The following is a 26476-nucleotide window of genomic DNA, read 5'->3' on the forward strand; positions in this document are numbered from 1 at the left end:
TAGCATGAGCGGCGACCGCCGGTGCGCCTGCACGGTGCGAGTCACGACTGAGGAGGTCGTCCATGCCGGATTACTACGACGGTGGCGGTGCGGGCGCGGGAGCGCTGCTGGCCCTCGTGCTGCTGGTTCTGCCCGTCATCTTGCTCTTCGCCCTCGCGGGCTACATCATCACCTCGTTCTTCCTGATGAAGATCTTCGACAAGGCGGGAGTGCAGGGCAGGTGGCGTGCCTGGGTCCCGTTCTATCGCGAGATGGTGTTCGCCAAGCTCGGCGACCTGTCTCCCTGGGTCATGCTCGGCGCCATCCTCGCGACCGGCGTGCTCAGCAACGTCCCGGGCATCGGCTTCATCTTCGCCTACCTCGCGATCGCTGCCCTGGCGCTGGCGAGCTGGCGCGTCGGGCTGAAGCTCGGCAAGGACTGGCCGTTGGTCCTGCTCTACATCATCCCCGGGATCGGTCAGCTCATCTGGCTGGGCATCGCGGCGTTCACCCACTCGCCCTGGAACCCGCGTGTGCAGCCCGCGCCCTGGCGGACCTCGTTCCTGCGCGACACCACCGTCTGGCAGGGCGTTCCGGTTCAGCCCGACGCCCAGGCCACGCCGGGCGCAGCCGGCGGTGGATACGCGCCGCCGCCCGCTGGTTCGTCCGCGTCCCCGGCCGGGGACTATCCGCCGCCGCCGAGCGCTCCTGCCGGTGCGTACCCTCCGCCCGCTCCGCCGCAGCCGGCGAGCCCGCCGACGACGGAGCCGCCGGCATCCGACGCACCCCGCTCCTGAGCGCACCCGGGGCCCCCGCCGCACGGTGGGGGCCCCGTCCGTCTTTTCCGCGCTAGCGTGAGGGGATGGACGACGCAGTGCCGACACGCAGACTCGGATCCTCCGGCCTTCTGGTCTCGGCCGTCGGGCTGGGGTGCAACAACTTCGGCCGCGCCGGAACCCCGACGCACGATCTCGACGGCACTGTCGCGGTACTCGACGCAGCGCTGGATGCGGGCGTGACCTTCCTCGACACGGCCGACATCTACGGCGCCGAGCCGGGGCTGTCCGAGACGCTGATGGGCGAGGCGCTGCGAGGACGTCGCGACCGTGTCGTGCTGGCGACGAAGTTCGGCCACAGCGCGGTCGATATCGGACTCCCCGGTGCCAAGGGATCGCGCTCCTACATCCGGCGTGCGGTGGAGTCGTCCCTCGAACGGTTGCAGACGGACTGGATCGACCTCTACCAGATGCACACCCCCGACCCCGGGACGCCGATCGACGAGACGCTGGACGCCCTGGCAGACCTCGTGCGTGAGGGCAAGATCCGCTACATCGGGCATTCGAACTTCTCGGGCTGGCAGATCGCCGAGGCGGAGCTGACCGCTCGCGCGCGCGGCGATGCCCCGTTCGTCTCGGCGCAGAACCAGTACAGCCTCCTGGCCCGTGCGGCGGAGCGTGAGGTGCTGCCCGCCGTCCGCCGCTACGACCGCGGTTTCCTGCCGTACTTCCCGCTGCACAACGGTCTGCTGACGGGCAAGTTCACCCGGGAGCACGTTCCGGCCGACTCGCGGGTGGCCCGCGAGCGCCGGCACCTCTGGGAGCGGGCTCCATGGGACGCGCTGGACGCCTTCCGCGCGTTCTGCGAGGAGCGCTCGGTCACCATGGTCGAGGCGACCTTCGGATGGCTCCTCGCCCAGCCGGCCTTGAGCAGCGTCATCGCGGGGGCCACCTCGGCCGACCAGGTCCGAGCCAACGCCGCCGCGGCCACGTCGTGGCGACCATCGGAGACCGAGCTCGAGACGCTCGACACCCTGTTCCCGCTACCAGCCGATCCGGCCGCGGGCTAGCGCAACCACGTGCACGGGGGCTGTCTACTAGAGTGTGACACGCCGTACCGTCGATGAAGGAAGAGTGACAGCGTGCCCGATCCCACGACCCAATCCCGGATCGTGGACGTCCCGTCCGGTGCGATCCAACTCCGCTGGGCAGCCGCGACCGATACCGGTCGCCGCCGCGACAGCAACCAGGATGCCGTGCTGGCGCAGTATCCGTTGTTCATCGTGGCCGACGGCATGGGCGGCCACATCGGTGGCGAGATCGCCAGTGCCAGCGCCGTCGACCGCCTCCGCGCGGTCGCCGACCGCGGCGTGGTCACGCCCGAAGACATCGAAGAGGCTCTCGAGCAGGCCGTCGGCGATATCGCCGATCATCCCGAGACGACCGACGACGGCACCGGCACGACGGTGACCGGTGTCTACCTCGACATCGTCGAGGGCGAACCGCAGTGGACCACGCTGAACATCGGAGACTCGCGCGTCTACCTCCTCCGCGACGAGGCGATCGCGCAGGTGACGACCGACCATTCCGTCGTGCAGGAGCTCGTGGCGGCTGGCCGGTTGAGCCCGGAAGAGGCCGAACAGCATCCGTACGGCAACGTCATCACCCGCGCGGTGGGCCCGAGCGACGGTGTCACCCCCGACTACGTGCGTCTCGACCTCGTCGACGGCGATCGATTCGTCATCTGCAGCGACGGGCTGACCAAAGAGCTGACCGACTACGGCATCCTCCACTTCCTGCTCGAGAACGACGACCCGGCTGCGGCTGTCGCCGCGATGATGCAGGCGGCGCTCGAGAACGGCGGCCGCGACAACGTCACGGTCATCGTGCTCGACGCCCACCTCGTCGGCGCTCGCGCGGCCGGCGACCTCGCCGAGGCCACGGAACCTCGAGACTCCTCCCCAGCGACGCACTGACACTGATCGGTCCCCGGCCGCCTGTCGTCGCGGGACGGGGCGACGCCGACGCGTTTGACTGTCGGCTGTGCGACCACCGACCACTCTCGACGATCCCATCCGCGTCCCGCCGGCTCCCAACGAACCGCCTCGTCCCGGGTTCCCGCTGTGGGCGGCCCTGGTCCCGGCGCTCGGCGCGGTGGTGCTCTGGCAGGTCACCGGTTCGGCGACGATGCTCTGGTTCGCAGCGCTCGGCCCGCTCGTCGCCCTCGCGACGATGCTCGACACCGCTCGCACCCGACGGCGAGAGCGTCGCCGCGCGAGCGAGGAGCGCGCCGCCGTGCTCGAGGCCGCCCGTGCCGAGACGGCTCGGCGCCATGCCCGGGAACGCGAGGAAAGGTGGCGCTCGACCCCGGATGTCTCGCGCTATCTGGCCGATCCGGACGACATCTGGCGCTCGGTGCCCGGGCGACGCGATGCGGTGGTCGTCGGCATCGGTCCGGTCCGCTCCGATGTGCGGGTCGATGGGGATGACGAGGCGACGCGCGCACTGCGTCTCGAGGCGGCCGCGCTCGACGATGCGCCGGTGACGGTCCCGCCCACGGCGGGTATCGCGATCGTCGGTCCCGAGGCGGCTGCGCGATCGGTCGCCCGGGCGCTCGTGGCGCAGCTCTGTCTCGCACGAGCGCCCGGCGACGTCCGGGTGGACCCGTCGGGCGAGCCCTGGCTGCGACGCCTGCCGCACGCCCGCGCGAGAACGGGGCTGCGGGTGTGGGCCGGGGCCGCCGGGGCGTCGGTCCCCAGCGACGCCGAGCTGCCGATCGTGTGGACGGCGTCGGGGGCACCCCCGCCCCGCTGCGAGGCCGTGCTGCGACTCCACGGTCCCGACGCCGCCGCCCTCGACTACGGCGGCGGCTCGGTCGCGGTGCGCCCCGATGCCCTGGGACTCGACCGGGCCGAGATCGTCGCCGACGTCCTCGCCGCCCGCGCGAGGGCGGTCGACGGTGAGGCTGCCGCGCCCGCTGTCTTCGCGGACCTCGCCGCCGCACCCGACGGGGGACTCCGTGTGGCTCTGGGCTCCGACGCCGCCGGCCTCGTCGACGTCGACCTCGTCGACGACGGGCCGCACGCCGTCGTGGTCGGCGTCACGGGGTCGGGCAAGAGCGAGCTGCTGGTGACCTGGATCGCGGCGCTGGCCCAGCGGCTGAGCCCCGATCGGGTCGTCTTCCTCCTCGTGGACTTCAAGGGCGGACGCTCGTTCGACACGCTCACGACGCTCCCGCATGTGGCCGGCGTCGTCACCGACCTCGACGAGGCCGCGGCGCTCCGAGCGATCGAGAGCCTCGCCGCCGAGGTCCGTCATCGCGAACGCACACTCGCGCGTCACGGCGCGCGAGACGTCGCCGATCTCGACGGTGTGCTGCCCCGACTCATCATCGTCGTCGACGAGTACGCCGCGCTGACGGCCGCCCACCCGAGGTTGCACGAGACGTTCGCCGACATCGCCGCCCGCGGGCGGGCGCTGGGCATGCACCTGATCCTCGCCACGCAACGGGCGGCCGGGTTCCGCGAGGCGATTCTCGCGAACGCGCCGCTGCGGATCGCGCTGCGCGTGACCGACGACACCGAGTCCCGAGCGGTGATCGGATGCATCGATGCCGCCGCGCTGCCCGGCGGCGCGGCCGATCGGGGCACCGCGCTGCTCCGGGGCGCGGCCGACACCGAACCCCGGATGCTGCGGGTGGCTCGGTGTCCGTCCGAGGCGATCCCGGTCATCGCGCGGCGGGCGCGCGACGCCGGTCATGCGCCGGTGCGCCGCCCCTGGCTCCCGCCTCTGCCGGCGCGCGTGCCGCTGGACGATCTGCGGACGGTCGGTCGCATCGTGCTCGGCCTGGCCGACGAGCCCGAGGAGCAACGGCAGAGCATCGTCACCGTCGACGAGGACGCGCCCGGACTCGTGGTGGTCGGACGCGCGGGCGCCGGACGCTCCACGATCCTGCGCGCCGTCGCCGCCCAGCTCCCGCCGGAGCGGGTGTGGCCGATCCCCGCCGATCCCGAGGCGGCCTGGGACGTGATCTCGGCGCTCGGCCGCGCACCCCGCGGCGCGGTCGTCGTGGCGGACGATCTCGACCTCGTGCTCGGCCGGTTCCCGCCCGAATACGCCACGGCAGCGGCGGAAGCCCTCGAGCGCACGGCGCGCGAGGCCCTCGGGCGCGGCATCCAGCTCGTCTGCTCCGTCCAGCGCGTCACGGCGGCGGTCGGGCGCATCATCGACCACATCCCCGATCGTGTGGTGCTCGCGACGGCGTCGCGAGCGGATCACGTGGCGCTCGGGGGAGAGGCCGCGCACTTCGACGCGCGGCCCGTGCCCGGGCGAGGGCGATGGCGGGGGACGCTGGTCCAGTTCGTCGAGACGGGCCGGGACGACGGGGCGCTCGAGGTCGCCGCCGACCACCCGGTGACGGTCTGGCCCCGCCACGCCACGGGGTTCGTCGCACCGGCCAACGATCGGACGACGGCGACCCTCGCGGCGTGGCGCGCCCGAGGCATCGCGGTCGTACCGTTCGGCCCGGGCGTGCGTCTCGCGCCCGGACAGGTGGCATGGGCCCCGCCGGAGACCTGGGTCGCGCGGTGGCGGTCCGCCGCGTCGACGGCGGAGCAGCGCTGTCAGCTCGTGGTCGATGCCTCGTGCGTCGGCGAGGTGCGGCTGGTCACGGGCGAGCGGGAGCTCCCGCCGTACGCGACGCCGGGACGATCGCGCGCCTGGCTGTTCGACACGAGCAGCGAGCGCGTCCGGCGGGTCGTGCTGCCCGGCGCCCCGAAGCCGTCATCGTGATGCTTGCGCGCCGAGGACACGCGGGCCTAGCGTGCACCTTGTGACCACCACTCCCATCGACCTGAAGCGGGCGGACGGCAAAGGGCTCGCGGCGGGGACGTTGGGGCTCTGGGGCTCGACCGTCATCGGCCTCGCCTCCACGGCGCCGGTCTACTCGCTCGTCGCGACCCTCGGTTTCGTGGTGCTCGCCGTCGGCGCACAGGCCCCGATCGCGTTCATCGTGGCCTTCGTCCCGATGCTCTTCATCGCCTTCGCCTACCGCGAGCTCAACAACGCCGTCCCCGACTGCGGCACGACGTTCACGTGGACCACGAAGGCGTTCGGCCCGTGGGCCGGCTGGATGGGGGGCTGGGGTGTCGCCGTCGCCGGCATGGTCGTCCTCGCCAACCTCGCCCAGGTGGCGGGGATCTATTTCTGGTCTCTCTTCGGCGACGGATCGCTGAGCGAGAACGTCCCGCTGGTGACGGCGACCGGTGTCGTCTTCATCGCGCTCATGACCTACATCAGCTGGCGGGGCGTCGAGATCGGCGAGCGGGTGCAGAACGTGCTCCTGGCGGTGCAGTACCTGCTGCTGGCGGTCTTCGTCGTCTCGGCGCTGTGGCACTACTTCGCCGGGAGCGCGCCCGATGCGACCGCGTTCTCGTGGGAGTGGCTGAACCCCTTCGCCTTCACCGAGTGGAGCGGCTTCGTCCAGGCCATCCTCCTGGCGTTGTTCATCTACTGGGGCTGGGACACCTGCCTCGCCCTGAACGAGGAGACGAAGGACCCCACGCGCATCCCGGGACGCGCCGCGGTGCTCACCACGGTCATCCTCCTCGTCACCTACGTCGGGGTGACGATCTCGGCCATGATGTACGCCGGCCTCGGAGACGGGGCCACGGGCCTCGGCAACGAGGACATCGCCGACGACATCTTCCTCGCCCTCAAGGACGGGCTGCTCGGTCCGTTCTCGTGGGCTCTCGTGGTCGCCGTGATGATCTCGGCGATCTCCTCGACGCAGACGACCATTCTGCCGACCGCACGGGGCACGCTCGCGATGGCCGCGTACCGGGCCCTGCCGCGGGCGTTCCGCACGGTGCATCCGGTGTACAAGACGCCGTCGGTCTCGACGCTCGTCGGCGGCGCCGTCGCGATCGTCTACTACATCGGCATGACGCTCATCAGCGACAACATCCTGCAGGACTCCATCCTCTCGCTCGGTCTGGCCATCGCGTTCTACTACGCCCTCACCGGCTACGCCTGCGTCTGGTACTTCCGCCGCGAGCTGCGCCGCTCCGCCCGAGACCTCGTCGTCAAAGGCGTGCTGCCGTTGCTCGGTGCCCTCATGCTCACGTACGCCTTCGCCCAGTCGGCGATCGACATGATCGACGTCGACTACGGCTACACCGTGCTGCTCGGCGTCGGTGGCACGTTCGTGCTCGGCGTCGGCGCGCTCGCGCTGGGTGTCGTCCTGATGCTCGTCTGGTACCTGTTCCCGCGCTCGAAGCCGTTCTTTCGAGGCGAGAGCCTCAACCGCGACACGGAGGTGCTCGTCCCCGACGAGTCCATCACCCACCCACGCTCGGTCGACGGCGGAAGGGCCTGACGCATGCGCATTCTCATCATCGGTGCCGGGGGGGTCGGCTCGGCCGCCGTGCGTCTGGCGGTGCGTCGATCGTTCTTCGAGGCGCTGGTCATCGCCGACTACGACCCGGAACGGCCGCGCCGCCTCGTCGCGGAGGTGGGTGATGGCCGGCTCTCCGCCGCGCAGGTCGACGCGTCGTCGTCCGAGTCCGTGGCTGCCTTGATCGCCGAGCATCGCGTCACGCACGTGCTCAATGCGGTCGACCCGCGTTTCGTCATGCCCATCTTCGAAGGATGCTTCCAGGCCGGGGTCACCTACATCGACATGGCGATGAGTCTGTCGCGGCCGCATCCGGAACTGCCCCACGAGAAGCCGGGCGTGAAGCTCGGCGACGAGCAGTTCGCCGTCGCCGCCGAGTGGGAGGAGGCCGGCCTGCTCGCCCTCGTCGGAATGGGGGTGGAACCGGGGATATCCGATGTCTTCGCCCGGTACGCCGAGGACGAGCTGTTCAGCGAGATCGAGAGCCTCGGCGTGCGCGACGGTGCGAACCTCGTCGTCGAGGGTTACGACTTCGCCCCGTCCTTCTCCATCTGGACGACGATCGAGGAGTGCCTGAATCCTCCGGTCGTCTACGAGAGGGATCGCGGCTGGTACACCACACCGCCGTTCTCGGAACCCGAGGTGTTCGACTTCCCGGAGGGGATCGGGCCGGTGGAGTGCGTGAACGTCGAGCACGAGGAGGTCCTGCTGATGCCCCGCTGGACCTCGGCGCGACGCGTGGACTTCAAGTACGGCCTGGGTGACGAGTTCATCGAGGTGCTGAAGGTGCTTCACAAGCTCGGACTCGACCGCACCGATCCGGTCACGGTGAAGGGCGTCTCGGTGTCTCCCCGCGACGTCGTAGCCGCGTGTCTGCCCGACCCGGCGACGCTCGGCGACCGGATGACGGGCAAGACGTGCGCGGGTGTGGTCGTGACCGGCACCGGTATCGACGGGCGGCCGCGGTCGAGCTACCTGTACCACGTCGCCGACAACGAGCAGACGATGCGCGAGTACGGCTCGCAGGCCGTCGTGCTGCAGACGGCGCTCGGCCCCGTGATCGCCCTCGAACTGCTGTCGACGGGGCAGTGGAGCGGCACCGGGGTGCGGGGGCCGGAGGCGTTCCCCGCGACTCCCTTCCTCGACCTCCTCGCCGCGCCGGACGGCTACGACTCGCCGTGGGGCATCCGCGAACTCGCCGTGGGGTGACGCCGCGCCCCGGCGGGGCGCGGCGGCGGGCGCGAGATCAGCCGACGGCGTCGACGAGCGGAGCCGCGGCGAGCCCATGCGCCGCGGCGACACCGTCGCTCACGAGGAGCCCCGCCGTGGTGTTCAGCCCGAGCGCCAGCGCGTGGTCGGCGCGCATCGCGTCGCGCCATCCCTGGCGTGCGATCTGCCGGACGTAGGGGATGGTGGCGTTGGTCAGCGCCGCCGTCGAGGTGTTCGGCACCGCCCCGGGCATGTTCGCGACGCAGTAGAAGACGCTGCCGTGGACGCGGAAGGTCGGGTCGGCGTGCGTGGTGGCGCGGGTGTCCTCGAAGCATCCCCCCTGGTCGACGGCGATGTCGACCAGGACGGATCCGGGCCGCATCCGCGCGACCGTCTCGTTTCGGACGAGCTTGGGTGCCCGGGCGCCGGGGATGAGCACCGAGCCGACGACCAGGTCGGACGACACGACGGCCCGTTCGAGGTCCAGAGGGTTGGAGGCAGCCGTCTTCACCCGGCCCTGGAAGTGGTCGTCGAGGAACCGGAGGCGCTGGATGTTCGTGTCGAAGATCGTCACGTCGGCGCCGAGTCCCGCGGCGATGTAAGCCGCGTTGGCGCCCGCCACCCCGCCGCCGATGACGGTCACCGCCGCCGGTCGCGTGCCCGGGACTCCTGACATCAGCAGCCCGAGCCCGCCCGCGGAGCGCAGCAGCGTGGAGGCGCCGACCATCGGAGCGAGGCGTCCCGCCACCTCGCTCATGGGGGCCAGGAGCGGCAGACCGCCTCCGGGCAGCTGCACCGTCTCGTAGGCGATGGCCGTCATCCCGCTCTCGAGCAGCCTGTCCGTGAGCGGCCGGTCGGCGGCGAGGTGGAGGTACGTGAAGAGCACGAGGTCGTCGCGGAAGCGGTGGTACTCCTGCGCGATCGGCTCTTTGACCTTCAGGACGAGCTCGGCCCGGGCCCAGACCTCGTCGGCATCCTCGACGAGGACGGCGCCGGCTTCGTCGTACTCCGCGTCGGGCAGCGATGACCCCTCGCCGGCGCCGCGCTGCACGATGACCTCGTGGCCGGCCACGACGAGGTCGTGCACCCCGGCCGGGGTCAACGCGACCCGGTACTCGTTGTTCTTGACCTCGCTGGGAACGCTGATGCGCATGGCAGTCCTTTCTGCGCTCCCTCGTGAGGAGCGGCTATACCGTCGGTCGGATGATGCCGACGTCCTGTCCGCCGCCGAACACCGTCAGCGGGAGCTTCGAGATCACGGGCGCCACCTGAGCGGCCTCGAGAGCGCCGGCCCGCACCAGCAGCGTGAGGGCGATGGCCGTCGCGGCGCGGCCGCCGCCGTCGAGCACCTTCAGCGCGGCTGTGGTGCCGTCGGGCGCGACCATGACGAGCACGCCCTCGGCTCCGGTCTTGGCGAACACGCCCAGGCGTTCGATCGCGACGGTGTCGGGCCGGCCGGGGCCGTCGATCGTCCAGGGGTTCTCCCGCACCGCCCGCACGAGCGCGCCCGCCATGCGGTGGAGCGCGAACGGCGAACGTTCGCTGGCGGTGCCGATGCGCTGGATCGCCCGGCCGAGCGCCACGAGGCTCATGGCGTAGACGGGCGCACCGCATCCGTCGATCGCCATCGTGGCGGCCTTGGTGCCGGTGAGCCGTTCGATGACCTCGCGCGTGTGGACCTGCAGCGGGTGGTCGGGCGCGAGGTAGGTGTCGGTGTCCCAGCCGCTCGCGACGCACGCGGCGAGCATCGCGGCGTGCTTGCCGGAGCAGTTCATGCGGATGCGCGAGGGCGTTCCGAGCTCGCGGACCATCTCGTCTCGTGTAGCGGTGTCGCCCGGCCAGGCCGCCGGGCAGCGCAGGTCGTCTTCGCCGAGCCCGGCGTCGTTGAGGATGTCGCGGACGACGGCGACGTGCCGGTCTGTGCCCGAGTGGCTCGCGGTGGACAGTCCGAGACGCTCGCCCTCGAGGGGAGCGCCCGCGGTGAGGCTCGCGAGCGCCTGCAACGGCTTCAGCGTCGATCGGGGGAGGATCGGCGCGTCGACATCTCCGAGCGAGCGGATCGGTGTGCCGTCGGCGCCTAGGACGACCGCGGATCCGGCGTGCCGCGACTCGATGAAGCCGCTGCGCTCCACGACCGCGAGTTCGACGGCGGCGGAAACGGTGAGGGTCTGCGGCACCCCGTCAGCCTACCGCCGGCGGGTGCCGGACACCGCGTGTCAGACTGAGCGCATGTTGGGTGAGCATCGATACGCCGTGCGTGCGGAGTGGACCGGAAACCGAGGGACCGGCACGACCGGCTACCGCGACTACGACCGCGCCGTTACCTTGAGTATCGCCGGAAAACCCGAGCTCGCCGCATCCGCCGACAAGCCGTTCCGCGGCGATCCGTCGCGCTGGAACCCCGAGGATCTGCTCGTCTCTGCGCTCGCCGAGTGCCACCTGCTGTCGTATCTTCACGCGTGCGTGAGCGCGGGGGTCGTCGTCGTCGAGTACACCGACGACGCCGTCGGGGTCATGCGCGAGGACGGACGCGGGGGTGGCGCCTTCGCCGAGGTGGTGCTGCGGCCGCGCGTCGTGGTCGCCGACGCATCGATGGTGGATGCTGCGCGAGCCGCGCATGCGCAGGCGAACGAATGGTGTTTCATCGCGAATTCGGTGAACTTTCCCGTGCGGCACGAGGCGACCATCGCGGTGGCCGGTTCGGTCTGAGCCGGCGATCAGCGTCGTTCGTGCGGCAGGGCCTGCCTGATGCGTTCGACCGTGTTCTGAGCGGGAGCCTCGTTGTAGGCGCCGGCAAGCTCCTGACCTGAGAGCGCGTGGATGGCCGCCATGATCTCGTCGGTGGCGTTGCGTCTCGCGCGGCCCGAGTCGGCGGAGCCGTGGTGGCTCAGGTCCAGCGGCTCGCCGAAGCGAACGGTGATGCGGGGACGCAGGCGGGGGAACTTGGCGCCGACGGGCATGATCTCGCTGGTGCCGATGAGGCCGACGGGCACGACCGGGGCGCCAGTCTGCAGCGCGAGGAACGCCACACCGGTGCGGCCCTTGTAGAGGCGTCCATCGAGGGAGCGCGTGCCCTCGGGGTACAGCGCGGTGGACCATCCGGCGTCGAGCATCTTCTTCTGCTGGTCGAGTGCGTCGAGCGCTGCCTGGCCGGCGCCGCGGCGAACCGGGAAGGCGCCGGCGGCGAAGAAGAACTCGCGGGAGAGCCAACCGCGAAAACCGGTGCCGTCGAAGTAGCTCGACTTCGCGAGGAAGCGCACCGGCCGCGGCGAGGCCATGGGGATGACGAAGGAGTCGATGAACGACAGGTGGTTGCTGGCCAGGATGACCGCGCCCTTGCGCGGGAAGTGCTCGCGTCCCTCGATACGCGGCCGGTACATCATGCGCGCGAGCGGAGCCAGGACCCAGCGGCCGATGACATAGGTCAGGCCGATGCCCGGCACCGCTTCGGCGACATCCGGCTCGATCTCGGCGGGTTCGTCGCTCGTCGGCTCGGTTGCGTCGGAGTTCACCAGACGAGGCTACTGCGCTTTGCATACCCGGGCGGACATGTCGGCGCGACGGTCCGCACGGGCTGATCCGGTCAGAACGGTGGCCGACTCGGTGTAGCTCCGGCACCCGCCGGGGGCTCCGGTGGTAGCCGCCCCGGTGGAGTGAGGCCCGGTCGGGTGACCCCGTCGGGTGGGGTGAAGCCGGGTGGGGTGAAGGTGACGAGGGGTGGTGGTGCGTTGTCTTGGTAGACCCGTCCGGTGGGGGAGGTCCAGGTGAGGGTTCCGCCGGGGAGTTGTCTGACTCGCCATCGGGTGTGGTGTTTGGTGTGGTGGTGTCGTTTGCAGAGGTTGGCGAGGTTGTGGATGTGGGTGGGTCCGCCGTGGGATGCGGCGATGGTGTGGTCGTTTTCGCAGCGGATGGCGGGTTGTCGGCATCCGGGGAATCGGCAGTGTCGGTCTCGTGCCCGGAGGAGCCGTTTCATCGCGGCGGTGGGGGTGTAGGTGTCGCATTCGAGGACGGTGCCGGTGACGGGGTGGGTGAGCAGCCGGTCCCACCCGGTGTTCTCGCCGGCGAGGACCCGTGCGGTGGTGGCGTCGATGGGGGAGCGGCCGACGAGGTCGGCGGGGTGCTCGTCCTGTCCCGCCAGGGTCAGCGCTGAGACCACCACCTGCACCTTCGCGCGGATCGCGCCGAGGGCACCGTTCCCGTCTCCTGTGTCGGTGGGGTCCAGTGATGGTGTTCCGGCGAGGAGGAGGTCGGAGAACACGTCCGCGCGGACATGATCGATCGTGCGGGTGTCATCGACGAAGGATGACCCGACGTGCGCGGCATCGACGGATCCCGTCACGAGCGCGCCGTCCGGCGCATCCCCGGCATCGGCCCCTCGGGCATCCGCTGCGCCTCGCGCGTGGATGATCTCCCGGGCCTGCTGGGTGAGGCGATCCACGATCCCCTCCGCGATCACGGTCGGGACGGTCGCGACGAGGTCCGACATCCCGTCGACTCCGGGCTGCACCCGAACGCACCGTCCGGCTGCTGCTTCCCGGTGCCGTTCGGTGAACGGGCGGGGGTGAAGTCGTTCGGCGAGCATCCGCAGACGTTCCCGCACCCGGTTCGGGGTCTCACCCTGGCACAGGTCAATGGCCTGCCGTTCGAACTCCGCCCGCACCTCACCGGGCACGATCGCCCCGGCATCCTGAATCACCAGCACATGCCCCCGAACGAGGCGGCCGTCCTCCCACGCCGACATCGTCGCGGGGTAGCTCTCCACCAAATCCCGTGCCTCATCGATCCGCCGCTGCAACGTCCGATCCGTCGCGACGAACACCCCCGCCAATTCCGCGGCGATCGACCGGAGCGCCATCTCGTGGGCCTTCGCCCGCTCCGACGCACCGGCAGCCTGCCGCTCGGCCAGCTGCCCGGCCGCGGCGAGCACCCGCACCTCACGGATCTGCCCGAACCGCACAGCATCCTTCGCGGCCTCGGCATCCGTCACCAGCGCGGCCAGCGCGGCGACGTCCGCGTCACTGCCGTACCCGACGTTCGAATGCATGTTCGAATCATGTCACGGACCTCCGACATCCGACCGTCCTCCGACGGAGGGGAGTTCCGGCTCGTGGTCCCACGGCCGAACCGCGCCACGCCGCATCGCCCCATCGCCGAACCGCACCGACCTGCGCCGCCATCCACCCGAACATGGCACGGGCCCGCGCGCCGGAGCGTGCGGGCCCGTGCGCTCGGCGCGTCAGCCGCTCTTGCGGCGGAACTCGCGCTTGGTCATCGCGCCGTGCGAGGCGTGGACGGATGAGTCGCCGTCCAGGTGGGCCTCGCCCGTGCGGTGCTGGGCGTTCTTCTTCTCGAGCGCCTCGCGGAACTTGCGCTTCACATCGTCCGATGCCGCGCCCGTGGGCTTGTCTGCTTCGCTCATACGGCCACGATACGCAGGGCGAGGGTGCCACTGGTAGGCTGGGGCAGGTTGCCGTCCGGCACCCGCTCAATTCAACACTGAGCTCATGGAGCGGATCCGGCAGGAAGCTGGTCCCCTGTGGTGGGTTCCCATCCCGATCGACACCTCGATCGCGGAGATGGTGATCTTCGACTGGTGACCAGCGCAGGCGGTTCTCGCGGCTCTGACCGCGCGCCCATATCTGCCCCGCTCCTTCGCACGATCTCGTGCGCGAAACGCGCGTGCGAGTCTAAACAAAGAAGGAGAGACCTCTTGGAAGGTCCAGAAATCACCGCAGCTGAAGCAGTCCTCGACAACGGCCGCTTCGGCACCCGCACCGTCCGGTTCGAGACCGGGCGCCTGGCGCAGCAGGCGCAGGGCGCCGTCGCCGCATACCTCGACGAGGAGACGATGCTCCTCTCGGCCACCAGCGCCGGCAAGCACCCGCGCGAAGGCTTCGACTTCTTCCCGCTGACCGTCGACGTCGAAGAGCGTTCCTACGCCGCCGGCAAGATCCCCGGCTCGTTCTTCCGCCGCGAGGGCCGCCCCTCGACCGAGGCGATCCTCGTCTGCCGTCTCATCGACCGTCCGCTGCGCCCGTCGTTCGTCGACGGCCTGCGCAACGAGGTCCAGATCGTCATCACCGTGCTGTCGATCGCACCCGGCGAGTACTACGACGCCCTCGCGATCAACGCCGCCTCGGCGTCCACCCAGATCTCGGGCCTGCCGTTCTCCGGCCCGATCGCCGGTGTGCGTCTCGCACTCGTCCCGGGCCACGGCGAGCACGAAGACCAGTGGGTCGTGTTCCCGAACCAGAAGACCGTCGAGGAGGCCGTGTTCGACCTCACCGTCGCCGGTCGTGTCCTCCCCGATGGCGAGGTCGCGATCATGATGGTCGAGGCCGAGGCCACCGAGGGCAGCTGGAACCTCATCAAGGGCGGCGCCGTCAAGCCGAGCGAAGAGATCGTGGCCCAGGGCCTCGAGGCTTCGAAGCCGTTCATCAAGCAGCTCGTCGAGGCGCAGGCATCCATCGCCGCGTCGGCGTCGAAGGAGCCGGGCGTCTACCCCGTTTTCCCGCCGTACCAGCCGGCCGTCTACGACTTCGTGGCCGAGCGCACCTACGACGAGCTGTCGAAGGTGTACCAGATCGCCGACAAGCAGGAGCGACAGAGCGCCGACGACGCGATCAAGGACCGTGTCAAGGGCGAGGTCGCCGCTGCCGTCGAGGCGGAGCAGCTTCCCGCGACGGCTCTCGCCGAGTTCTCCGCGGCATACAAGTCGGTCACGAAGAAGATCGTCCGCGGCCGCATTCTCAGCGAGGGCGTGCGCATCGACGGTCGTGGCCTCGCCGACATCCGTCCGCTCGACGCCGAGGTCCAGGTCCTGCCCCGTGTGCACGGATCGGCGATCTTCCAGCGCGGTGAGACCCAGATCCTGGGTGTCACCACGCTGAACATGCTCAAGATGGAGCAGCAGATCGACTCGCTCTCGCCCACGACGAGCAAGCGCTACCTGCACCACTACAACTTCCCGCCGTACTCGACCGGTGAGACCGGTCGCGTCGGCAGCCCGAAGCGTCGCGAGATCGGGCACGGCTTCCTCGCCGAGCGCGCCCTCGTGCCGGTGCTGCCCAGCCGCGAGGAGTTCCCGTACGCGATCCGCCAGGTGTCCGAGGCCCTCGGGTCCAACGGATCCACCTCGATGGGCTCGGTCTGCGCCTCGACGCTGTCGCTCCTCAACGCCGGTGTGCCGCTGCGCGCTCCGGTCGCGGGTATCGCGATGGGCCTCGTGACCGACCAGGTCGACGGCGAGACCCGCTATGCGGCTCTGACCGACATCCTCGGCGCCGAAGACGCTCTGGGCGACATGGACTTCAAGGTCGCCGGAACGAGCGAGTTCGTCACCGCGATCCAGCTCGACACGAAGCTCGACGGCATCCCGTCGTCGGTGCTGACCGCCGCGCTGACGCAGGCGAAGGAAGCGCGTCTGACGATCCTCAGCGTGCTGAACTCGGCGATCGACAGCCCGGACGAGATGGCTCCGACCGCTCCGCGCGTGATCAGCGTGCAGATCCCGGTCGACAAGATCGGCGAGCTGATCGGGCCCAAGGGCAAGACGATCAACGCGATCCAGGACGAGACCGGCGCGCAGATCTCGATCGAGGATGACGGCACCGTGTACATCGGCGCCGTCGACGGACCGTCGGCCGAGGCCGCTCGCGCCCAGGTCAACGCGATCGCCAACCCGACCAACCCCGAGGTGGGCGAGCAGTTCCTGGGCACGGTCGTGAAGATCGCGACCTTCGGTGCGTTCGTCTCGCTCCTCCCGGGCAAGGACGGTCTGCTGCATGTCAGCGAGGTCCGCAAGCTCGCCGGCGGCAAGCGCGTCGAGAACGTCGAGGACGTGCTCGGCGTCGGTCAGAAGATCCTCGTTCGCATCACCAAGATCGACGACCGCGGCAAGCTGTCGCTCGAGCCGGTGGTCGAGGAGAGCGCCGATCAGGGTGCGCCGGCGGCTGCCGACGACGCTCCGACCGAGGGCTGAGTCCACCGCGTCACCGGATGCCCGTCCCCTCTCGGGGCGGGCATCCGTCGTCTCACCGGTCGTGATGAAACAGTTATGCGATATTCACGGCCCGTTCTCGGAAATCGGCTGACGGCTGCGCGTCGTGACCTACTCTCGAAGTGCGCGCCGAGGTGCAGCGCATCACGAGACCTCGGCGCCGGCGCGGAGGTGTGTGATGGCGGGGGAACGAGTGACCCAGGTCTCCCGTCCTGGCGTGCCCGCGCATCCCTCGAGCCCGATCCCCGTCCACGGGCAGCCGATCGGCTCGCAGGTGCGCGTCGCCCTCGGCGACACGGGCATGCGCATCTTCCCCGTGATCCTGGGCGGTGCCGAGTTCGGCTGGACCATCGATCTCGCCGCAAGTCACGCCGTGCTCGACGCCTACCTGCAGCGCGGCGGCAACGCGCTGCACACCGCTGACGGCTACGCCTCGGGACGGAGCGAGCACATCATCGGCCGGTGGCTCGCCAGCCGCGGGATCCGCGACGACGTCATCGTCACCGTGCGCGTGGGCGGACATCCCGACAACCCGGGCCTCGGCTCGGTGAACCTCGTGCGCTCGGTCGAGGCGTCGCTGCGCCGGCTCGCCACCGACCGGATCGACGTGCTCTACCTGGATGCCGCCACCGACGGCTCGACCGCCCTCGAGGACACCCTCGCCACCGCCGAGTGGCTCGTGGAGAGCGGCAAGGTGCGTGCGCTCGGAGCCAGTGGCTACACCGCGATGCAGCTCGTCGAGGCCCGCATCCTCTCGTCGGCGGGCTACCCGCGCTTCGCGGTGCTCGATGTGCCGTACAACATGCTCCACCGCTCCGACTTCGACGGCGACCTGCGGCTCATCGCGGGAGCGCAGGGGCTCGCCGTCACCCCCTCGCAGGCCCTCGAACACGGGTATCTCACGGGCGCCCACCGCGACCGCTCCGGGCTCGCCTCCACCGTGCGCGGGTCGCAGCTGGCGGCGTGGATGAACCGGCGTGGCGCCCGGGTCCTGAAGGCTCTCGACCGCATCTCCGACGAATTGGCGGTTCCGACCGCGGCGATCTCGGTGTCCTGGCTGCTCGCGCAGCGCATCGTGACGGCACCGATCGTCAACGCGGGTCTCCCGGGCCACGTCGACCAGTTCGTCCAGGGAGTGGGAGCGAAGCTCGGCCGGACGCATCTGGCCGACATCGCCCGCGCCGTCGAGTGACGCGCCGGCGCCGCGGTGGTTCCACCCGTGCCCCAGCCCGGTGTCGGGGCCGTGACGTAGGCTGGATCCCGCCCTGTTCATCGTTTCGAATCGAGCTTCTGTGACGCAGTATCTCTATCTGGTGCGCCATGGGGAGCATCAGGACGCGGAGCACGGCCTCGAAGACGGCCCCCTCTCACCGCGCGGCCGTCGTCAGGCCGAGCTGCTGGCGGACCGCATCTCCGGGGTGCCGCTCGACGCCGTCTGGCACTCACCCCTCGAGCGTGCCCAGGAGACCGCACGCGCCGTCGCGAAGCGCCTGCCGGCGCTGGCGCCGCAGGCGTCGTCGCTGCTGTTCGACTGCGTCCCGACGGGGATGACCCCCGACACCCCGCCTGCGTACGAGCCGTTCTTCGGGTCGTACACCGAGGCCGAGACCGAAGCGGGTGCCGCGCAGATGGCCGACGCCGTGGGCGAGTTCCTCGGTCGCAAGCCAGACACCCACGAGCTGCTCATCACGCACAACTTCGTCATCGCGTGGTTCGTGCGCGAGGTCCTGCAGGCGCCTGACTGGCGCTGGCTCACGATCAACCAGGCGCACTGCGGACTGACGGTGCTCGCGCAGCGCCCCGGTCGCCCGTGGACCCTCGTCTCCCACAACGATCTGGCGCATCTGCCCGTCGAGCTCCGCACCGGTCTGCCCGACATCCTGCTCGTCTGAGACGCGTCCGACGCCGGCCGATTGGACGGCGCGTGCGGCGAGCCGGAGAATCGATCGGTGCTCGATGGTCCGCTTCTCGCCGATTGGCTTCCGGTCTCGATCTCCGCGCTCGTCTTCGTGGTCGTCGCCGCCGGACTCGCGGGCTGGGTCGACGCGGTCGTCGGCGGCGGTGGGCTCATCCAGCTCCCGGCGCTGGTGATCGGGGTGCCGAAGGACGTCGCCACTCCCTTCATCCTCGGCACGAACAAGCTGTCGTCATTCGCGGGCACGCTCTCGGCGAGCTGGGTCTACCTGCGCCGCATCCGGGTGCAGCTCGTGCTGCTCGTGCCGCTGGTCATCGGCGCCTTCGCGGGTTCGGCCGTCGGCGCCGCGCTGTCGCGGTACGTCCCGCGAGAGCTGCTGACGCCGATCGTCCTGGTCGCGGTCATCGCCGTGGCGGTCTACACGCTGCTCAAGCCGAAGATGGGACTGCACCACGCGCCGCGTCATGAGCGCCGCGGCGCGATTGCCTGGCGCTCGGCGACGATCGGGGTCGCGGTGGGCTTCTACGACGGCATCCTCGGTCCCGGAACAGGATCGTTCTTCGTCATCCTCCTCGTCGCGGTCCTCGGCTACGGCTTCCTCCAGGCGAGCGTCAACGCGAAGATCGCCAACCTCACCACGAACCTCGCAGCGCTCCTGGTCTACGGGGCGCACGGCGAGGTCCTCCTGCTGCTCGGCGTCGTCATGGCACTGGCGAACATGGCCGGCGGTTTCATCGGGGCGCGCATGGCGACGAAGAACGGCAGCGGCTTCGTGCGCGTCGTCTTCCTCGTCGTGCTGTCGATCCTCGTCGTCAAGCTCGCCTGGGACACGGTCGTGCAGTTCGCGCCAGCGTAGGCTGGGAATCATGACCACCACGCGCGTGGCCCTCGTGGGCGGCACCGGAAAGCTCGGCGGCATCATCCGTGAGGTGATCGAACGATCCGACGGCTTCGAGCTCGCGGCGGTCCTCACCCGTCGCAGCGGCCTCGACGAGATCGACGGCGCCGACCTCGTCGTCGACGCATCGACCCCGGCGGTGTCGACCGACGTCGTGCGCGCGGCCATCGAGCGCGGCATCAACGTGCTCGTCGGAACATCCGGATGGTCGCAGGAGCGCATCGCGCAGATCCGCCCGCTCGTGGATGCTGCGGGTACCGGTGTGGTCTTCATCCCCAACTTCTCGCTGGGCTCGGTCATCGGCACCGCGCTCGCCGCCGCCTCGGCGTCGTTCTTCCCCTCGATCGAGATCATCGAGGCGCACCGCGAGACGAAGGTCGACTCGCCCAGCGGCACCGCCGTCCGCACCGCCGAGCTGATCGCCGCGGCGCGCACCGCCGTCGGTCCGGTCGAGTCGCCCCACGCGGATCAGCGTGCCCGCGGGCAGAAGGTCGCGAGCGTGCCGATCCATTCGCTGCGACGCCCGGGCGTCATCGCCCGCCAGGAGACGGTCCTCTCGGGACCGGGGGAGTCGCTCTCGATCGTGCACGACACCATCGATCCGACGCGAGCCTACGAGCCGGGCATCCGCATCGCCCTGGATGCCGCGCGCGTCGCCCGCGGCATCACCGTCGGCCTCGACAGCTTCATCGACATCGGCATCCGCCCCGCCGCGGCGCCGTCCACGGCCGCCCCCGCCGACGAAGGGGACGTGCCCGGTCAGGTGGCGCGCGTCACGGGGGCATGAGCGCGCGCATCCTCGCGATCGTGATGTCGGCGCTTCTGGCGCTGTACATCGCGTTCGTCGCACAGCGCGCGGTCCTGCTGCTCATGTCGGGCGAGCCGGTGGGAATCGCGATGGGGGCCGCGCTCCTGGTTCTGCCGCTGGTCGGTGCCTGGGCGCTGTGGCGCGAACTCAGCTTCGGAGCGAACGCCGCTCGCCTGGGCCGCCGCCTCGAGTCCGAGTCCGACCTGCCCGACGAGGAGATCGACGTCCGGCCGAGCGGACGACCGGATCGGGCCGAGGCCGACGCGCTGTTCCCCCGGTACCGCGAAGCGGTCGAGGCGGCGCCGAAGGACTGGCGAGCGTGGTTCCGGCTCGGTCTCGCCTACGACGGCGCCGGCGATCGGCGCCGGGCGCGTCAGGCGGTGCGCACGGCGATCGCGCTCGAGCGAGCCGCGCGCGGCGCCTGACGGGATCCGGGCCTCACCGGGCCGGCACGACCGCCGCGATGGCGTCCTCCACCCGGCGGTGGGTGAAGGCGAACCCCGAGCGTTCGAGCACGTTCGGCACCACGTCGGTGTCGTTGGTCAGCAGCGCTTCGGTCGCGTCGCGGCCGAGAATCAGGCGCAGCCCCCATTCCGGCGCGCGGACCAGATACGGGCGGTTCATGCGCAGGGCCAGGCTGAACCCGAGATCGTTGGCCGTGGCTCGCGTGGGCCCGGTGAGGTTCACCGGGCCGGTGACGTCGGCCTCGACCAGGTGCCGGATGGCGGCGACCTCGTCCACGAGCGATATCCAGGGCCACACCTGAGTGCCACGTCCGATCGGCCCCGAGATGCCCGCTCGCGTGAGCAGCAGAAGCGGTGCCAGTACGCCCTCGGGATGCACGATCGGTGCCGTGCGCAACAGCACGACCCGGGCGTTCTCGCGCGCGGTGAGCGCGGCCGTCTCCCACTCGCCGCAGAGGTCCGCGAGGAACGTGTCGCCGCGCGGCGCCGTCTCGTCCATGCGCACCCCGTGGCGCGAGGGGTAGTAGCCGACCGCAGAGGACGAGAGGAAGACCGGTGCATCCGAACCGAGCGCACGGACGGCCCGCGCGAGCGTCTCCGTCGGCAGGAGACGCGACCACACGAGCTCGTGCTTGTACGAGCGGGTCCACGGGAAGCGACCGATGCTCGCACCGTTCAAGCCGATGACGGCGCGGGCTCCTGCGATCGCATCCGGGTCGAGCGGACGCTCTCCGGGCCACCACTGCACCTCGTCGGGCGCCTGCGGCTCGTGTCGGACGAGACGGGTGACTGCGACGCCGTCCGCGCGGTATGCGTCGACGAGTGCGCGCCCGATGAGCCCGGACGAGCCCGCGATGACGACACGGCCCGGCTGATCAGCCAAGCGTGGCCTCGAGGGTGATCTCGATGCCGGCGAGGGCGGCCGAGACGGGGCACCCGCTCTTGGCCTCCTGGGCGAGGCGATCGAAGTCCTCCGCCGACAGTCCCGGGACGACGGCGTTGACGTTCAGGTGCGAGCCGGTGATGCCGGTGCCGGGGATGAAGGTCACCGACGCGGTGGTCTCGACCGACTCGGGCGGAGTGCCGTTCTGCGCGAGCGCGTGTGAGAGCGCCATCGAGAAGCACGACGAGTGCGCGGCGGCGATGAGTTCTTCCGGGGTCGTGACGGAGCCGGATCCCTCGCTGCGCGCCTTCCAGTTGACCTCGAACGGGCCCTGATTGGAGCTCTCGAGGGCGATCTGCCCCGATCCCTCGGCCAGGCTGCCCTTCCAGCTGGTCGTGGCTTCGCTTGTGACGCTCATGACTGTCCTCCTCGCGGATCGGCGCACGGTGCGCTTGCGGACGAGCCTAGAGCGGGCGGCCGGTGGCGGGAACGTCTTGACAGGCGCTGCGCCGGGGTTCCGGCCGCGGAGCGGCGACGGTCAGACGCGCGCGGTCTCGGAGCGGAGGCGAAGGACCTCCAGCTGGACCACAGCGCGGCGGGGGGCGCCGCCGAAGCGGGTGCGGACGACGCCACGGCTGTCGAGTACGAGGGTCGTCGGGGTCTGCGCGATCCGGAACCGCCGGGCGATATCGGGACGATCGGTGACGTCGACGTCCAGGTGCACGACGTCGTCGGCGTCCGCCGCGATCGCGGCGAGCGATCGATGCACCGACGGGCAGCGGTGGCACGTCTCGGTGCTGAACTGCAGGAGGGTCGCCGTCGTCCCCAGGGCGTCGGGATCGGCTCCCAGTCTCCGCGGATCGACGACGTCGATGCGGGGCGCGGGGTAGGGGCGTGAGGCGCGCCAACGGAGGAGCACGCCGATGCCACCTGTTACCGCTAACAGTCCAGCCAGCACGAGGGCCACCGTCAGAAGTTCCACAACACCCCACGTTAGACCCATCCGGCGGGCGGGGAGCACCGGGATGCCGGGGGTAATCTGAAGCGGTGAGCGACGCCGAGCAGACCCCGAACACGCCCGAGATCGAGTTCCGCAGCGATGTGACCGTCGAGATCGTCCGCGCCAGTGCCGCCGACGCGGATGTCCTCTTCGCCGCTCGCGTGTCGACGCAGGGGGAGCAGACGCTCGACGCGGCTGCGGCGGGGACCGAGGCCTCCAGCCGCGACCGTGGCCTCATCAACTACCTGATGCGCGATCGCCACGGTTCGCCGTTCGAGCACAACTCGATGACCTTCTACGTGCAGGCGCCGATCTTCGTCTTCCGCGAGTTCATGCGGCACCGTATGGCGTCGTACAACGAGGAGTCCGGCCGCTACCGCGAGCTGCGACCCGTGTTCTACGTCCCGGCCCGCGAACGGAACCTCAACCAGGTCGGCAAGACCGGGGCGTACGAGTTCCTGCCCGGGACGGACGAGCAGTTCGCGATCGTCGACGACAGCACGCGGGCGGCATCCGTGCAGGCCTACGAGGCGTATCAGCGCATGCTCGCCGCGGGGGTGGCCCGCGAGGTCGCGAGGATCGTGCTGCCTCTCAACATCTACTCGTCGATGTACGTGACGATGAACGCGCGCGCGCTCATGAACTTCCTGTCGCTGCGCACCAAGGTCGAAGGCACCCACTTCCCGTCCTTCCCGCAGCGCGAGATCGAGATGTGCGCCGAGAAGATGGAGACGTCGTGGCGCGAGCTCATGCCGCTGACGCACGCCGCCTTCAACGCGAACGGCCGCGTCGCCCCCTGATCCGACCGGTTCTCAGGAGAACCGCCCCAGCCGGAGACCCGCGTAGGCGAGCGCGGCCACCGTCTCGCCGTCGCTGATCGCGCCCGACGCGACGAGGGCCAGGGCGTCGGAGAAGGGGAGCCACATGAGGCGCTCGATCCCCTCCTCGATCTGCGAGCCGGCGGCATCCCGGTGCTCCTCGAGATCACGCGCCAGGAAGACGTGCTCGGGGGCCACCGCGATGCCGTTGAGCGCGTTCATCGAGCCGATCGCCTCCCAGCTTCCGGCGATGAGCCCGGTCTCCTCGAGCAGCTCGCGTCGAGCGGCCGTGAGCGGATCCTCCCCGTCGCTGCCCCCCGCGGGGACCTCGATCGAGCGTCCCGTCGTGTAACGGTCGACCTCGACGAGGCACACCCGCTCGTCGTCGTCGAGGGCGACGATGAAGACGGCCGGATGCTGCATCTCGACGACGCCGTAGATACCGTCGCCGCCCGGCCCGGTCACCCGGTCCTCGCGGACGGCGATCCACCTGTTCTCGTACACGGTTCGGGTGCCACGGGTCGTCCACGCCATTCCGCCACCCTAGAGCGGCGCCGGGCGGGGACCGCGCCGCCGAGGCGGAACCGATACCCTGAGACCATGACGCACTCGGGCAATCCCTTCGGACAGGTCCTCGTCGCGCTGGTCACCCCGATGACCGCTGACGGCGAAGTCGATTGGCCCGCCGTCGAGAAGCACATCGACGATGTCATCACCGCGGGTGCGGACGGCATCGTCGTCACCGGCACCACCGGCGAAACGAGCACGCTCACCGACCCCGAGAAGCTGCGCCTCGTCGAGGTCGGCAAGTCGGTCTCGGCCGGTCGCGCCAAGATCATCACCGGCGGCGGCTCGAACGAGACGGCCCACGCGATCGAGCTGTACAAGGCCAGCGAGAAGGCCGGGGCCGACGGCATCATGATTGTCACGCCGTACTACAACAAGCCGACGCAGGCAGGCATCCTCACCCACTTCCGTCTGGTCGCCGACGCCACCGACCTGCCGGTCATCCTCTACGACATCCCCGGCCGCACCGGCGTGCCGATCAAGTACGAGACGATCCTGCGCCTGGCCAAGCACCCCAACATCCTGGCCATCAAGGACGCGAAGGGTGACTTCAGCGAGGTCAGCCGTGTGCTGAACCAGACAGACCTGATGTACTTCTCCGGCGACGACGCCAACGTGCTGCCGCACCTGTCGATCGGTGCGAGCGGCCTGATCGGCGTGACGGCGAACATCACCGCGACGCCGTACCGCACGATGGTCGATGCCGTGAACCGCGGCGACCTCGCGGCGGCGACGGCGGCCCATAAGAGTCTCGAGCCGCTCGTGCGCGCGGTCATGACGCACGTGCCCGGCACCGTGAGCGCGAAGTACATCCTCCACGGCCTCGGCCGCATCTCGAGCCCCCGCGTACGCCTGCCGCTCGTCGGTCCCGAGGAGTGGGAGGCCGCGATCATCGAGGACGAGCTCGCCCTCGTCTCCGCCGTCCCCGGCGCCGACTTCTCCAACTTCCGTCCCGACCGCAACGCCGCCGCCGGTGGCGCACTGCCCAAGGTCCACGGGACGACCCGCTAGACAAACGATGCGGATGCCGCCGTGTCGGCGTCCCGAGGAAGTGTGCCCATGCCCACGAACGTCTTCAGCCCGCCCGCCCTCGAATCCGGAACGCTGCGGGTGTACCCGCTCGGCGGTCTCGGCGAGGTCGGCCGCAACATGACCGTCTTCGAGTACGAGGGCAAGCTCCTCATCGTCGACTGCGGTGTCCTCTTCCCCGAGGAGCACCAGCCCGGCGTCGACCTCATTCTCCCCGACTTCGAGCCCATCCGTCATCGGCTGGACGACATCGTGGGCGTCGTCCTCACGCACGGACACGAGGACCACATCGGCGCCGTGCCGTATCTCCTCAAGCTCAAGCGCGACATCCCCCTCATCGGCTCGGGCCTCACGCTCGCCCTCATCGAGGCGAAGCTCAAAGAGCACCGCATCCGCGCCTTCACGCTCACGGTCACCGAGGGCCAGCGCGAACAGGTCGGGCCGTTCGACCTGGAGTTCATCGCCGTCAACCACTCGATTCCCGACGCGCTCGCCGTCGCGGTCCGCACTCCCGCCGGCCTCGTGCTCGCGACGGGCGACTTCAAGATGGACCAGCTGCCGCTGGACGGCCGCATCACAGACCTCCGCGCGTTCTCGCGACTGGGGGAGGAGGGCGTCGACCTCTTCCTCGTCGACTCGACGAACGCCGACGTGCCCGGCTTCACGCCGACCGAGCGGGCCATCGGCCCGGTGCTCGACCAGGTGATCAGCAAGTCGCCGCGCCGCGTCATCGTCGCCAGCTTCTCGAGCCACGTGCACCGCGTGCAGCAGGTCGTGGACGCCGCTGCCGCGAACGGGCGCCGTGTGGCGTTCCTCGGCCGCAGCATGGTGCGGAACATGACGATCGCCGAGAACCTGGGGTACCTCAACGTGCCCGACGGCGTGCTCATCGACTACAAGAAGGCCAAGGATCTCCCCGACGACAAGATCGTCTACATGTCGACCGGGTCGCAGGGCGAGCCGATGGCGGTGCTCTCGCGCATGGCGAACCTCGAGCACGCGATCGAGCCCGGCGAAGGCGACACGGTGATCCTGGCGTCGAGTCAGATCCCCGGCAACGAGAACGCGATCTACCGCGTCATCGACGGCCTCACCAAGCTCGGTGCCAACGTCGTGCACAAGGGCAACGCCAAGGTGCACGTGTCGGGCCATGCCGCGGCGGGGGAGCTGCTCTACTGCTACAACATCCTCAAGCCCCGCAACGTCCTGCCGGTGCACGGCGAGTATCGCCACCTGATGGCGAACGCCAAGCTCGCACAGGACACCGGCATCCCGGCCGAGCGCACGATCCTCGGCGAGAACGGCACGGTCGTCGACCTCAAGGGCGGCGTCGCGGAGGTCGTGGGCCAGCTCGACATCGGCTTCGTCTACGTCGACGGGTCGACGGTCGGCGAGATCACCGACGCCGATCTGAAGGATCGTCGCATCCTGGGCGAGGAGGGCTTCATCTCGGTCATCGTCGTCGTGGACGGCAAGACCGGCCGGGTCGTCAGCGGGCCGGACATCCACGCGCGCGGCGTGGCCGAGGATGACGCGGTCTTCGAGGGCGTCAAGCCGAAGATCGCGGCCGCCCTGGCCGAGGCCGTCCAGTCGGGAACGCGCGACAATCACGCCCTCTCGCAGGTCGTGCGTCGCACGATCGGGCGGTGGGTCAATCAGTCTCTGCGCCGCCGGCCCATGATCGTGCCCGTCGTCATCGAGGCCTGACCCGCGTCGTTCCGCGGTAATGGGGCCACC

Annotated in this window: 25 protein-coding genes; 16 read left to right on the top strand and 9 right to left on the bottom strand. The window is 70.4% G+C overall.

All coding sequences use genetic code 11. The features are described from left to right. Positions 1 to 62: 62 nt before the first annotated feature. The 6 genes from HW566_RS13380 to HW566_RS13405 all read left to right on the top strand — a co-directional run bounded on the left by HW566_RS13380 (position 63) and on the right by HW566_RS13405 (position 8358). Positions 63 to 776 (top strand): large exoprotein, encoded by a 714-nt coding sequence (locus HW566_RS13380; RefSeq protein WP_178013636.1) that lies wholly within the window; start codon positions 63 to 65, stop codon positions 774 to 776. 65 nt (positions 777 to 841) lie between these two features. After that, on the top strand, positions 842 to 1825 hold the full coding sequence (locus HW566_RS13385) for an aldo/keto reductase (protein ID WP_178013638.1): 984 nt from the start codon (positions 842 to 844) through the stop codon (positions 1823 to 1825). Between the two features lie 72 nt (positions 1826 to 1897). After that, positions 1898 to 2731, top strand: a complete 834-nt coding sequence (locus HW566_RS13390) for a PP2C family protein-serine/threonine phosphatase (protein ID WP_178013640.1) — start codon at positions 1898 to 1900, stop codon at positions 2729 to 2731. A 67-nt stretch (positions 2732 to 2798) separates the two neighbouring features. Further along, the gene (locus HW566_RS13395) at positions 2799 to 5546 is read left to right on the top strand and encodes an FtsK/SpoIIIE domain-containing protein (RefSeq protein ID WP_178013642.1); all 2748 of its coding nucleotides are present in this window, start codon (positions 2799 to 2801) and stop codon (positions 5544 to 5546) included. A gap of 40 nt (positions 5547 to 5586) precedes the next feature. After that, complete coding sequence (locus HW566_RS13400; RefSeq protein ID WP_178013644.1) at positions 5587 to 7131, top strand: APC family permease; 1545 nt, start codon at positions 5587 to 5589, stop codon at positions 7129 to 7131. Positions 7132 to 7134: 3 nt separating this feature from the next. Then, positions 7135 to 8358 (top strand): saccharopine dehydrogenase family protein, encoded by a 1224-nt coding sequence (locus HW566_RS13405; protein ID WP_178013646.1) that lies wholly within the window; start codon positions 7135 to 7137, stop codon positions 8356 to 8358. A gap of 37 nt (positions 8359 to 8395) precedes the next feature. Here the strand turns inward: HW566_RS13405 and ald are convergent, their stop codons facing one another. Together ald and HW566_RS13415 are read right to left on the bottom strand one after the other, a co-directional pair. Next, entirely contained in the window at positions 8396 to 9511 is a 1116-nt protein-coding gene (ald, locus tag HW566_RS13410) for an alanine dehydrogenase (protein ID WP_178013647.1), read from the bottom strand. Between the two features lie 34 nt (positions 9512 to 9545). After that, a complete protein-coding gene (locus tag HW566_RS13415; RefSeq protein ID WP_178013649.1) occupies positions 9546 to 10535 on the bottom strand; it encodes an asparaginase in 990 nt (329 codons plus the stop codon). A gap of 52 nt (positions 10536 to 10587) precedes the next feature. Here HW566_RS13415 and HW566_RS13420 point away from each other — a divergent pair, with 52 nt between their 5' ends. Continuing rightward, positions 10588 to 11067, top strand: a complete 480-nt coding sequence (locus HW566_RS13420; protein ID WP_178013651.1) for an OsmC family protein — start codon at positions 10588 to 10590, stop codon at positions 11065 to 11067. A gap of 8 nt (positions 11068 to 11075) precedes the next feature. Here HW566_RS13420 and HW566_RS13425 read toward each other — a convergent pair whose 3' ends face one another. From HW566_RS13425 to HW566_RS13435, 3 genes are all read right to left on the bottom strand, one after another. Continuing rightward, positions 11076 to 11870, bottom strand: coding sequence for a lysophospholipid acyltransferase family protein (locus HW566_RS13425; RefSeq protein WP_372955780.1), 795 nt, complete (start codon positions 11868 to 11870; stop codon positions 11076 to 11078). 71 nt (positions 11871 to 11941) lie between these two features. After that, a complete protein-coding gene (locus HW566_RS13430) occupies positions 11942 to 13402 on the bottom strand; it encodes an HNH endonuclease signature motif containing protein (protein ID WP_178013653.1) in 1461 nt (486 codons plus the stop codon). Between the two features lie 192 nt (positions 13403 to 13594). Then, entirely contained in the window at positions 13595 to 13777 is a 183-nt protein-coding gene (locus HW566_RS13435; protein WP_178013655.1) for a DUF5302 domain-containing protein, read from the bottom strand. A 291-nt stretch (positions 13778 to 14068) separates the two neighbouring features. Here HW566_RS13435 and HW566_RS13440 point away from each other — a divergent pair, with 291 nt between their 5' ends. The 6 genes from HW566_RS13440 to HW566_RS13465 all read left to right on the top strand — a co-directional run bounded on the left by HW566_RS13440 (position 14069) and on the right by HW566_RS13465 (position 20403). Next, a complete protein-coding gene (locus HW566_RS13440; protein WP_178013657.1) occupies positions 14069 to 16339 on the top strand; it encodes a polyribonucleotide nucleotidyltransferase in 2271 nt (756 codons plus the stop codon). Positions 16340 to 16535: 196 nt separating this feature from the next. After that, a complete protein-coding gene (locus tag HW566_RS13445) occupies positions 16536 to 17549 on the top strand; it encodes an aldo/keto reductase (RefSeq protein WP_178013659.1) in 1014 nt (337 codons plus the stop codon). Positions 17550 to 17649: 100 nt separating this feature from the next. Further along, on the top strand, positions 17650 to 18249 hold the full coding sequence (locus HW566_RS13450; protein WP_178013661.1) for a histidine phosphatase family protein: 600 nt from the start codon (positions 17650 to 17652) through the stop codon (positions 18247 to 18249). 57 nt (positions 18250 to 18306) lie between these two features. Next, positions 18307 to 19128 (top strand): TSUP family transporter, encoded by an 822-nt coding sequence (locus HW566_RS13455; RefSeq protein WP_178013663.1) that lies wholly within the window; start codon positions 18307 to 18309, stop codon positions 19126 to 19128. Positions 19129 to 19138: 10 nt separating this feature from the next. Further along, positions 19139 to 19957, top strand: coding sequence for a 4-hydroxy-tetrahydrodipicolinate reductase (locus tag HW566_RS13460; RefSeq protein WP_178013665.1), 819 nt, complete (start codon positions 19139 to 19141; stop codon positions 19955 to 19957). Continuing rightward, positions 19954 to 20403 carry a tetratricopeptide repeat protein gene (locus HW566_RS13465; protein ID WP_178013667.1) on the top strand — a complete coding sequence of 150 codons (450 nt, stop codon included), beginning with the start codon at positions 19954 to 19956 and terminating at the stop codon, positions 20401 to 20403. The genes HW566_RS13460 and HW566_RS13465 overlap by 4 nt, the downstream gene beginning before the upstream one ends. Positions 20404 to 20416: 13 nt before the next feature. Here HW566_RS13465 and HW566_RS13470 read toward each other — a convergent pair whose 3' ends face one another. The 3 genes from HW566_RS13470 to HW566_RS13480 all read right to left on the bottom strand — a co-directional run bounded on the left by HW566_RS13470 (position 20417) and on the right by HW566_RS13480 (position 22244). Continuing rightward, positions 20417 to 21325: a TIGR01777 family oxidoreductase gene (locus HW566_RS13470; protein ID WP_178013669.1), complete on the bottom strand. Its 909-nt coding sequence runs from the start codon at positions 21323 to 21325 to the stop codon at positions 20417 to 20419. Further along, positions 21318 to 21743 (bottom strand): OsmC family peroxiredoxin, encoded by a 426-nt coding sequence (locus HW566_RS13475; protein WP_178013671.1) that lies wholly within the window; start codon positions 21741 to 21743, stop codon positions 21318 to 21320. The genes HW566_RS13470 and HW566_RS13475 overlap by 8 nt, the downstream gene beginning before the upstream one ends. Positions 21744 to 21863: 120 nt before the next feature. After that, positions 21864 to 22244 carry a TlpA family protein disulfide reductase gene (locus HW566_RS13480; RefSeq protein WP_306171778.1) on the bottom strand — a complete coding sequence of 127 codons (381 nt, stop codon included), beginning with the start codon at positions 22242 to 22244 and terminating at the stop codon, positions 21864 to 21866. A 128-nt stretch (positions 22245 to 22372) separates the two neighbouring features. Between HW566_RS13480 and thyX the strand changes: the two genes are divergently transcribed. After that, positions 22373 to 23125: an FAD-dependent thymidylate synthase gene (gene thyX / locus HW566_RS13485; RefSeq protein ID WP_178013672.1), complete on the top strand. Its 753-nt coding sequence runs from the start codon at positions 22373 to 22375 to the stop codon at positions 23123 to 23125. A 12-nt stretch (positions 23126 to 23137) separates the two neighbouring features. On the opposite strand, the gene HW566_RS13490 is transcribed toward thyX, so the two are convergent. Then, complete coding sequence (locus HW566_RS13490) at positions 23138 to 23677, bottom strand: NUDIX domain-containing protein (protein WP_178013674.1); 540 nt, start codon at positions 23675 to 23677, stop codon at positions 23138 to 23140. Between the two features lie 66 nt (positions 23678 to 23743). Here HW566_RS13490 and dapA point away from each other — a divergent pair, with 66 nt between their 5' ends. Both dapA and HW566_RS13500 read left to right on the top strand, forming a co-directional pair. Further along, positions 23744 to 24721: a 4-hydroxy-tetrahydrodipicolinate synthase gene (gene dapA, locus HW566_RS13495; protein WP_178013676.1), complete on the top strand. Its 978-nt coding sequence runs from the start codon at positions 23744 to 23746 to the stop codon at positions 24719 to 24721. A gap of 48 nt (positions 24722 to 24769) precedes the next feature. After that, complete coding sequence (locus HW566_RS13500; RefSeq protein ID WP_178013678.1) at positions 24770 to 26446, top strand: ribonuclease J; 1677 nt, start codon at positions 24770 to 24772, stop codon at positions 26444 to 26446. Positions 26447 to 26476 lie beyond the last annotated feature (30 nt).

This window comes from Microbacterium oleivorans, assembly GCF_013389665.1.
Taxonomy (GTDB): Bacteria; Actinomycetota; Actinomycetes; order Actinomycetales; family Microbacteriaceae; genus Microbacterium; species Microbacterium oleivorans_C.

Bases quoted from the DNA above. Each gene is read 5' to 3' on its own strand.
- HW566_RS13465 (WP_178013667.1), top strand. From the start codon at position 19,954: ATGAGCGCGCGCATCCTCGCGATCGTGATGTCGGCGCTTCTGGCGCTG.
- HW566_RS13490 (WP_178013674.1), bottom strand. From the start codon at position 23,677: ATGGCGTGGACGACCCGTGGCACCCGAACCGTGTACGAGAACAGGTGG.
- HW566_RS13385 (WP_178013638.1), top strand. From the start codon at position 842: ATGGACGACGCAGTGCCGACACGCAGACTCGGATCCTCCGGCCTTCTG.
- HW566_RS13435 (WP_178013655.1), bottom strand. From the start codon at position 13,777: ATGAGCGAAGCAGACAAGCCCACGGGCGCGGCATCGGACGATGTGAAG.
- dapA (WP_178013676.1), top strand. From the start codon at position 23,744: ATGACGCACTCGGGCAATCCCTTCGGACAGGTCCTCGTCGCGCTGGTC.
- HW566_RS13420 (WP_178013651.1), top strand. From the start codon at position 10,588: ATGTTGGGTGAGCATCGATACGCCGTGCGTGCGGAGTGGACCGGAAAC.
- HW566_RS13500 (WP_178013678.1), top strand. From the start codon at position 24,770: ATGCCCACGAACGTCTTCAGCCCGCCCGCCCTCGAATCCGGAACGCTG.
- HW566_RS13475 (WP_178013671.1), bottom strand. From the start codon at position 21,743: ATGAGCGTCACAAGCGAAGCCACGACCAGCTGGAAGGGCAGCCTGGCC.
- ald (WP_178013647.1), bottom strand. From the start codon at position 9,511: ATGCGCATCAGCGTTCCCAGCGAGGTCAAGAACAACGAGTACCGGGTC.
- HW566_RS13380 (WP_178013636.1), top strand. From the start codon at position 63: ATGCCGGATTACTACGACGGTGGCGGTGCGGGCGCGGGAGCGCTGCTG.
- HW566_RS13445 (WP_178013659.1), top strand. From the start codon at position 16,536: ATGGCGGGGGAACGAGTGACCCAGGTCTCCCGTCCTGGCGTGCCCGCG.
- HW566_RS13460 (WP_178013665.1), top strand. From the start codon at position 19,139: ATGACCACCACGCGCGTGGCCCTCGTGGGCGGCACCGGAAAGCTCGGC.
- HW566_RS13405 (WP_178013646.1), top strand. From the start codon at position 7,135: ATGCGCATTCTCATCATCGGTGCCGGGGGGGTCGGCTCGGCCGCCGTG.
- HW566_RS13430 (WP_178013653.1), bottom strand. From the start codon at position 13,402: ATGCATTCGAACGTCGGGTACGGCAGTGACGCGGACGTCGCCGCGCTG.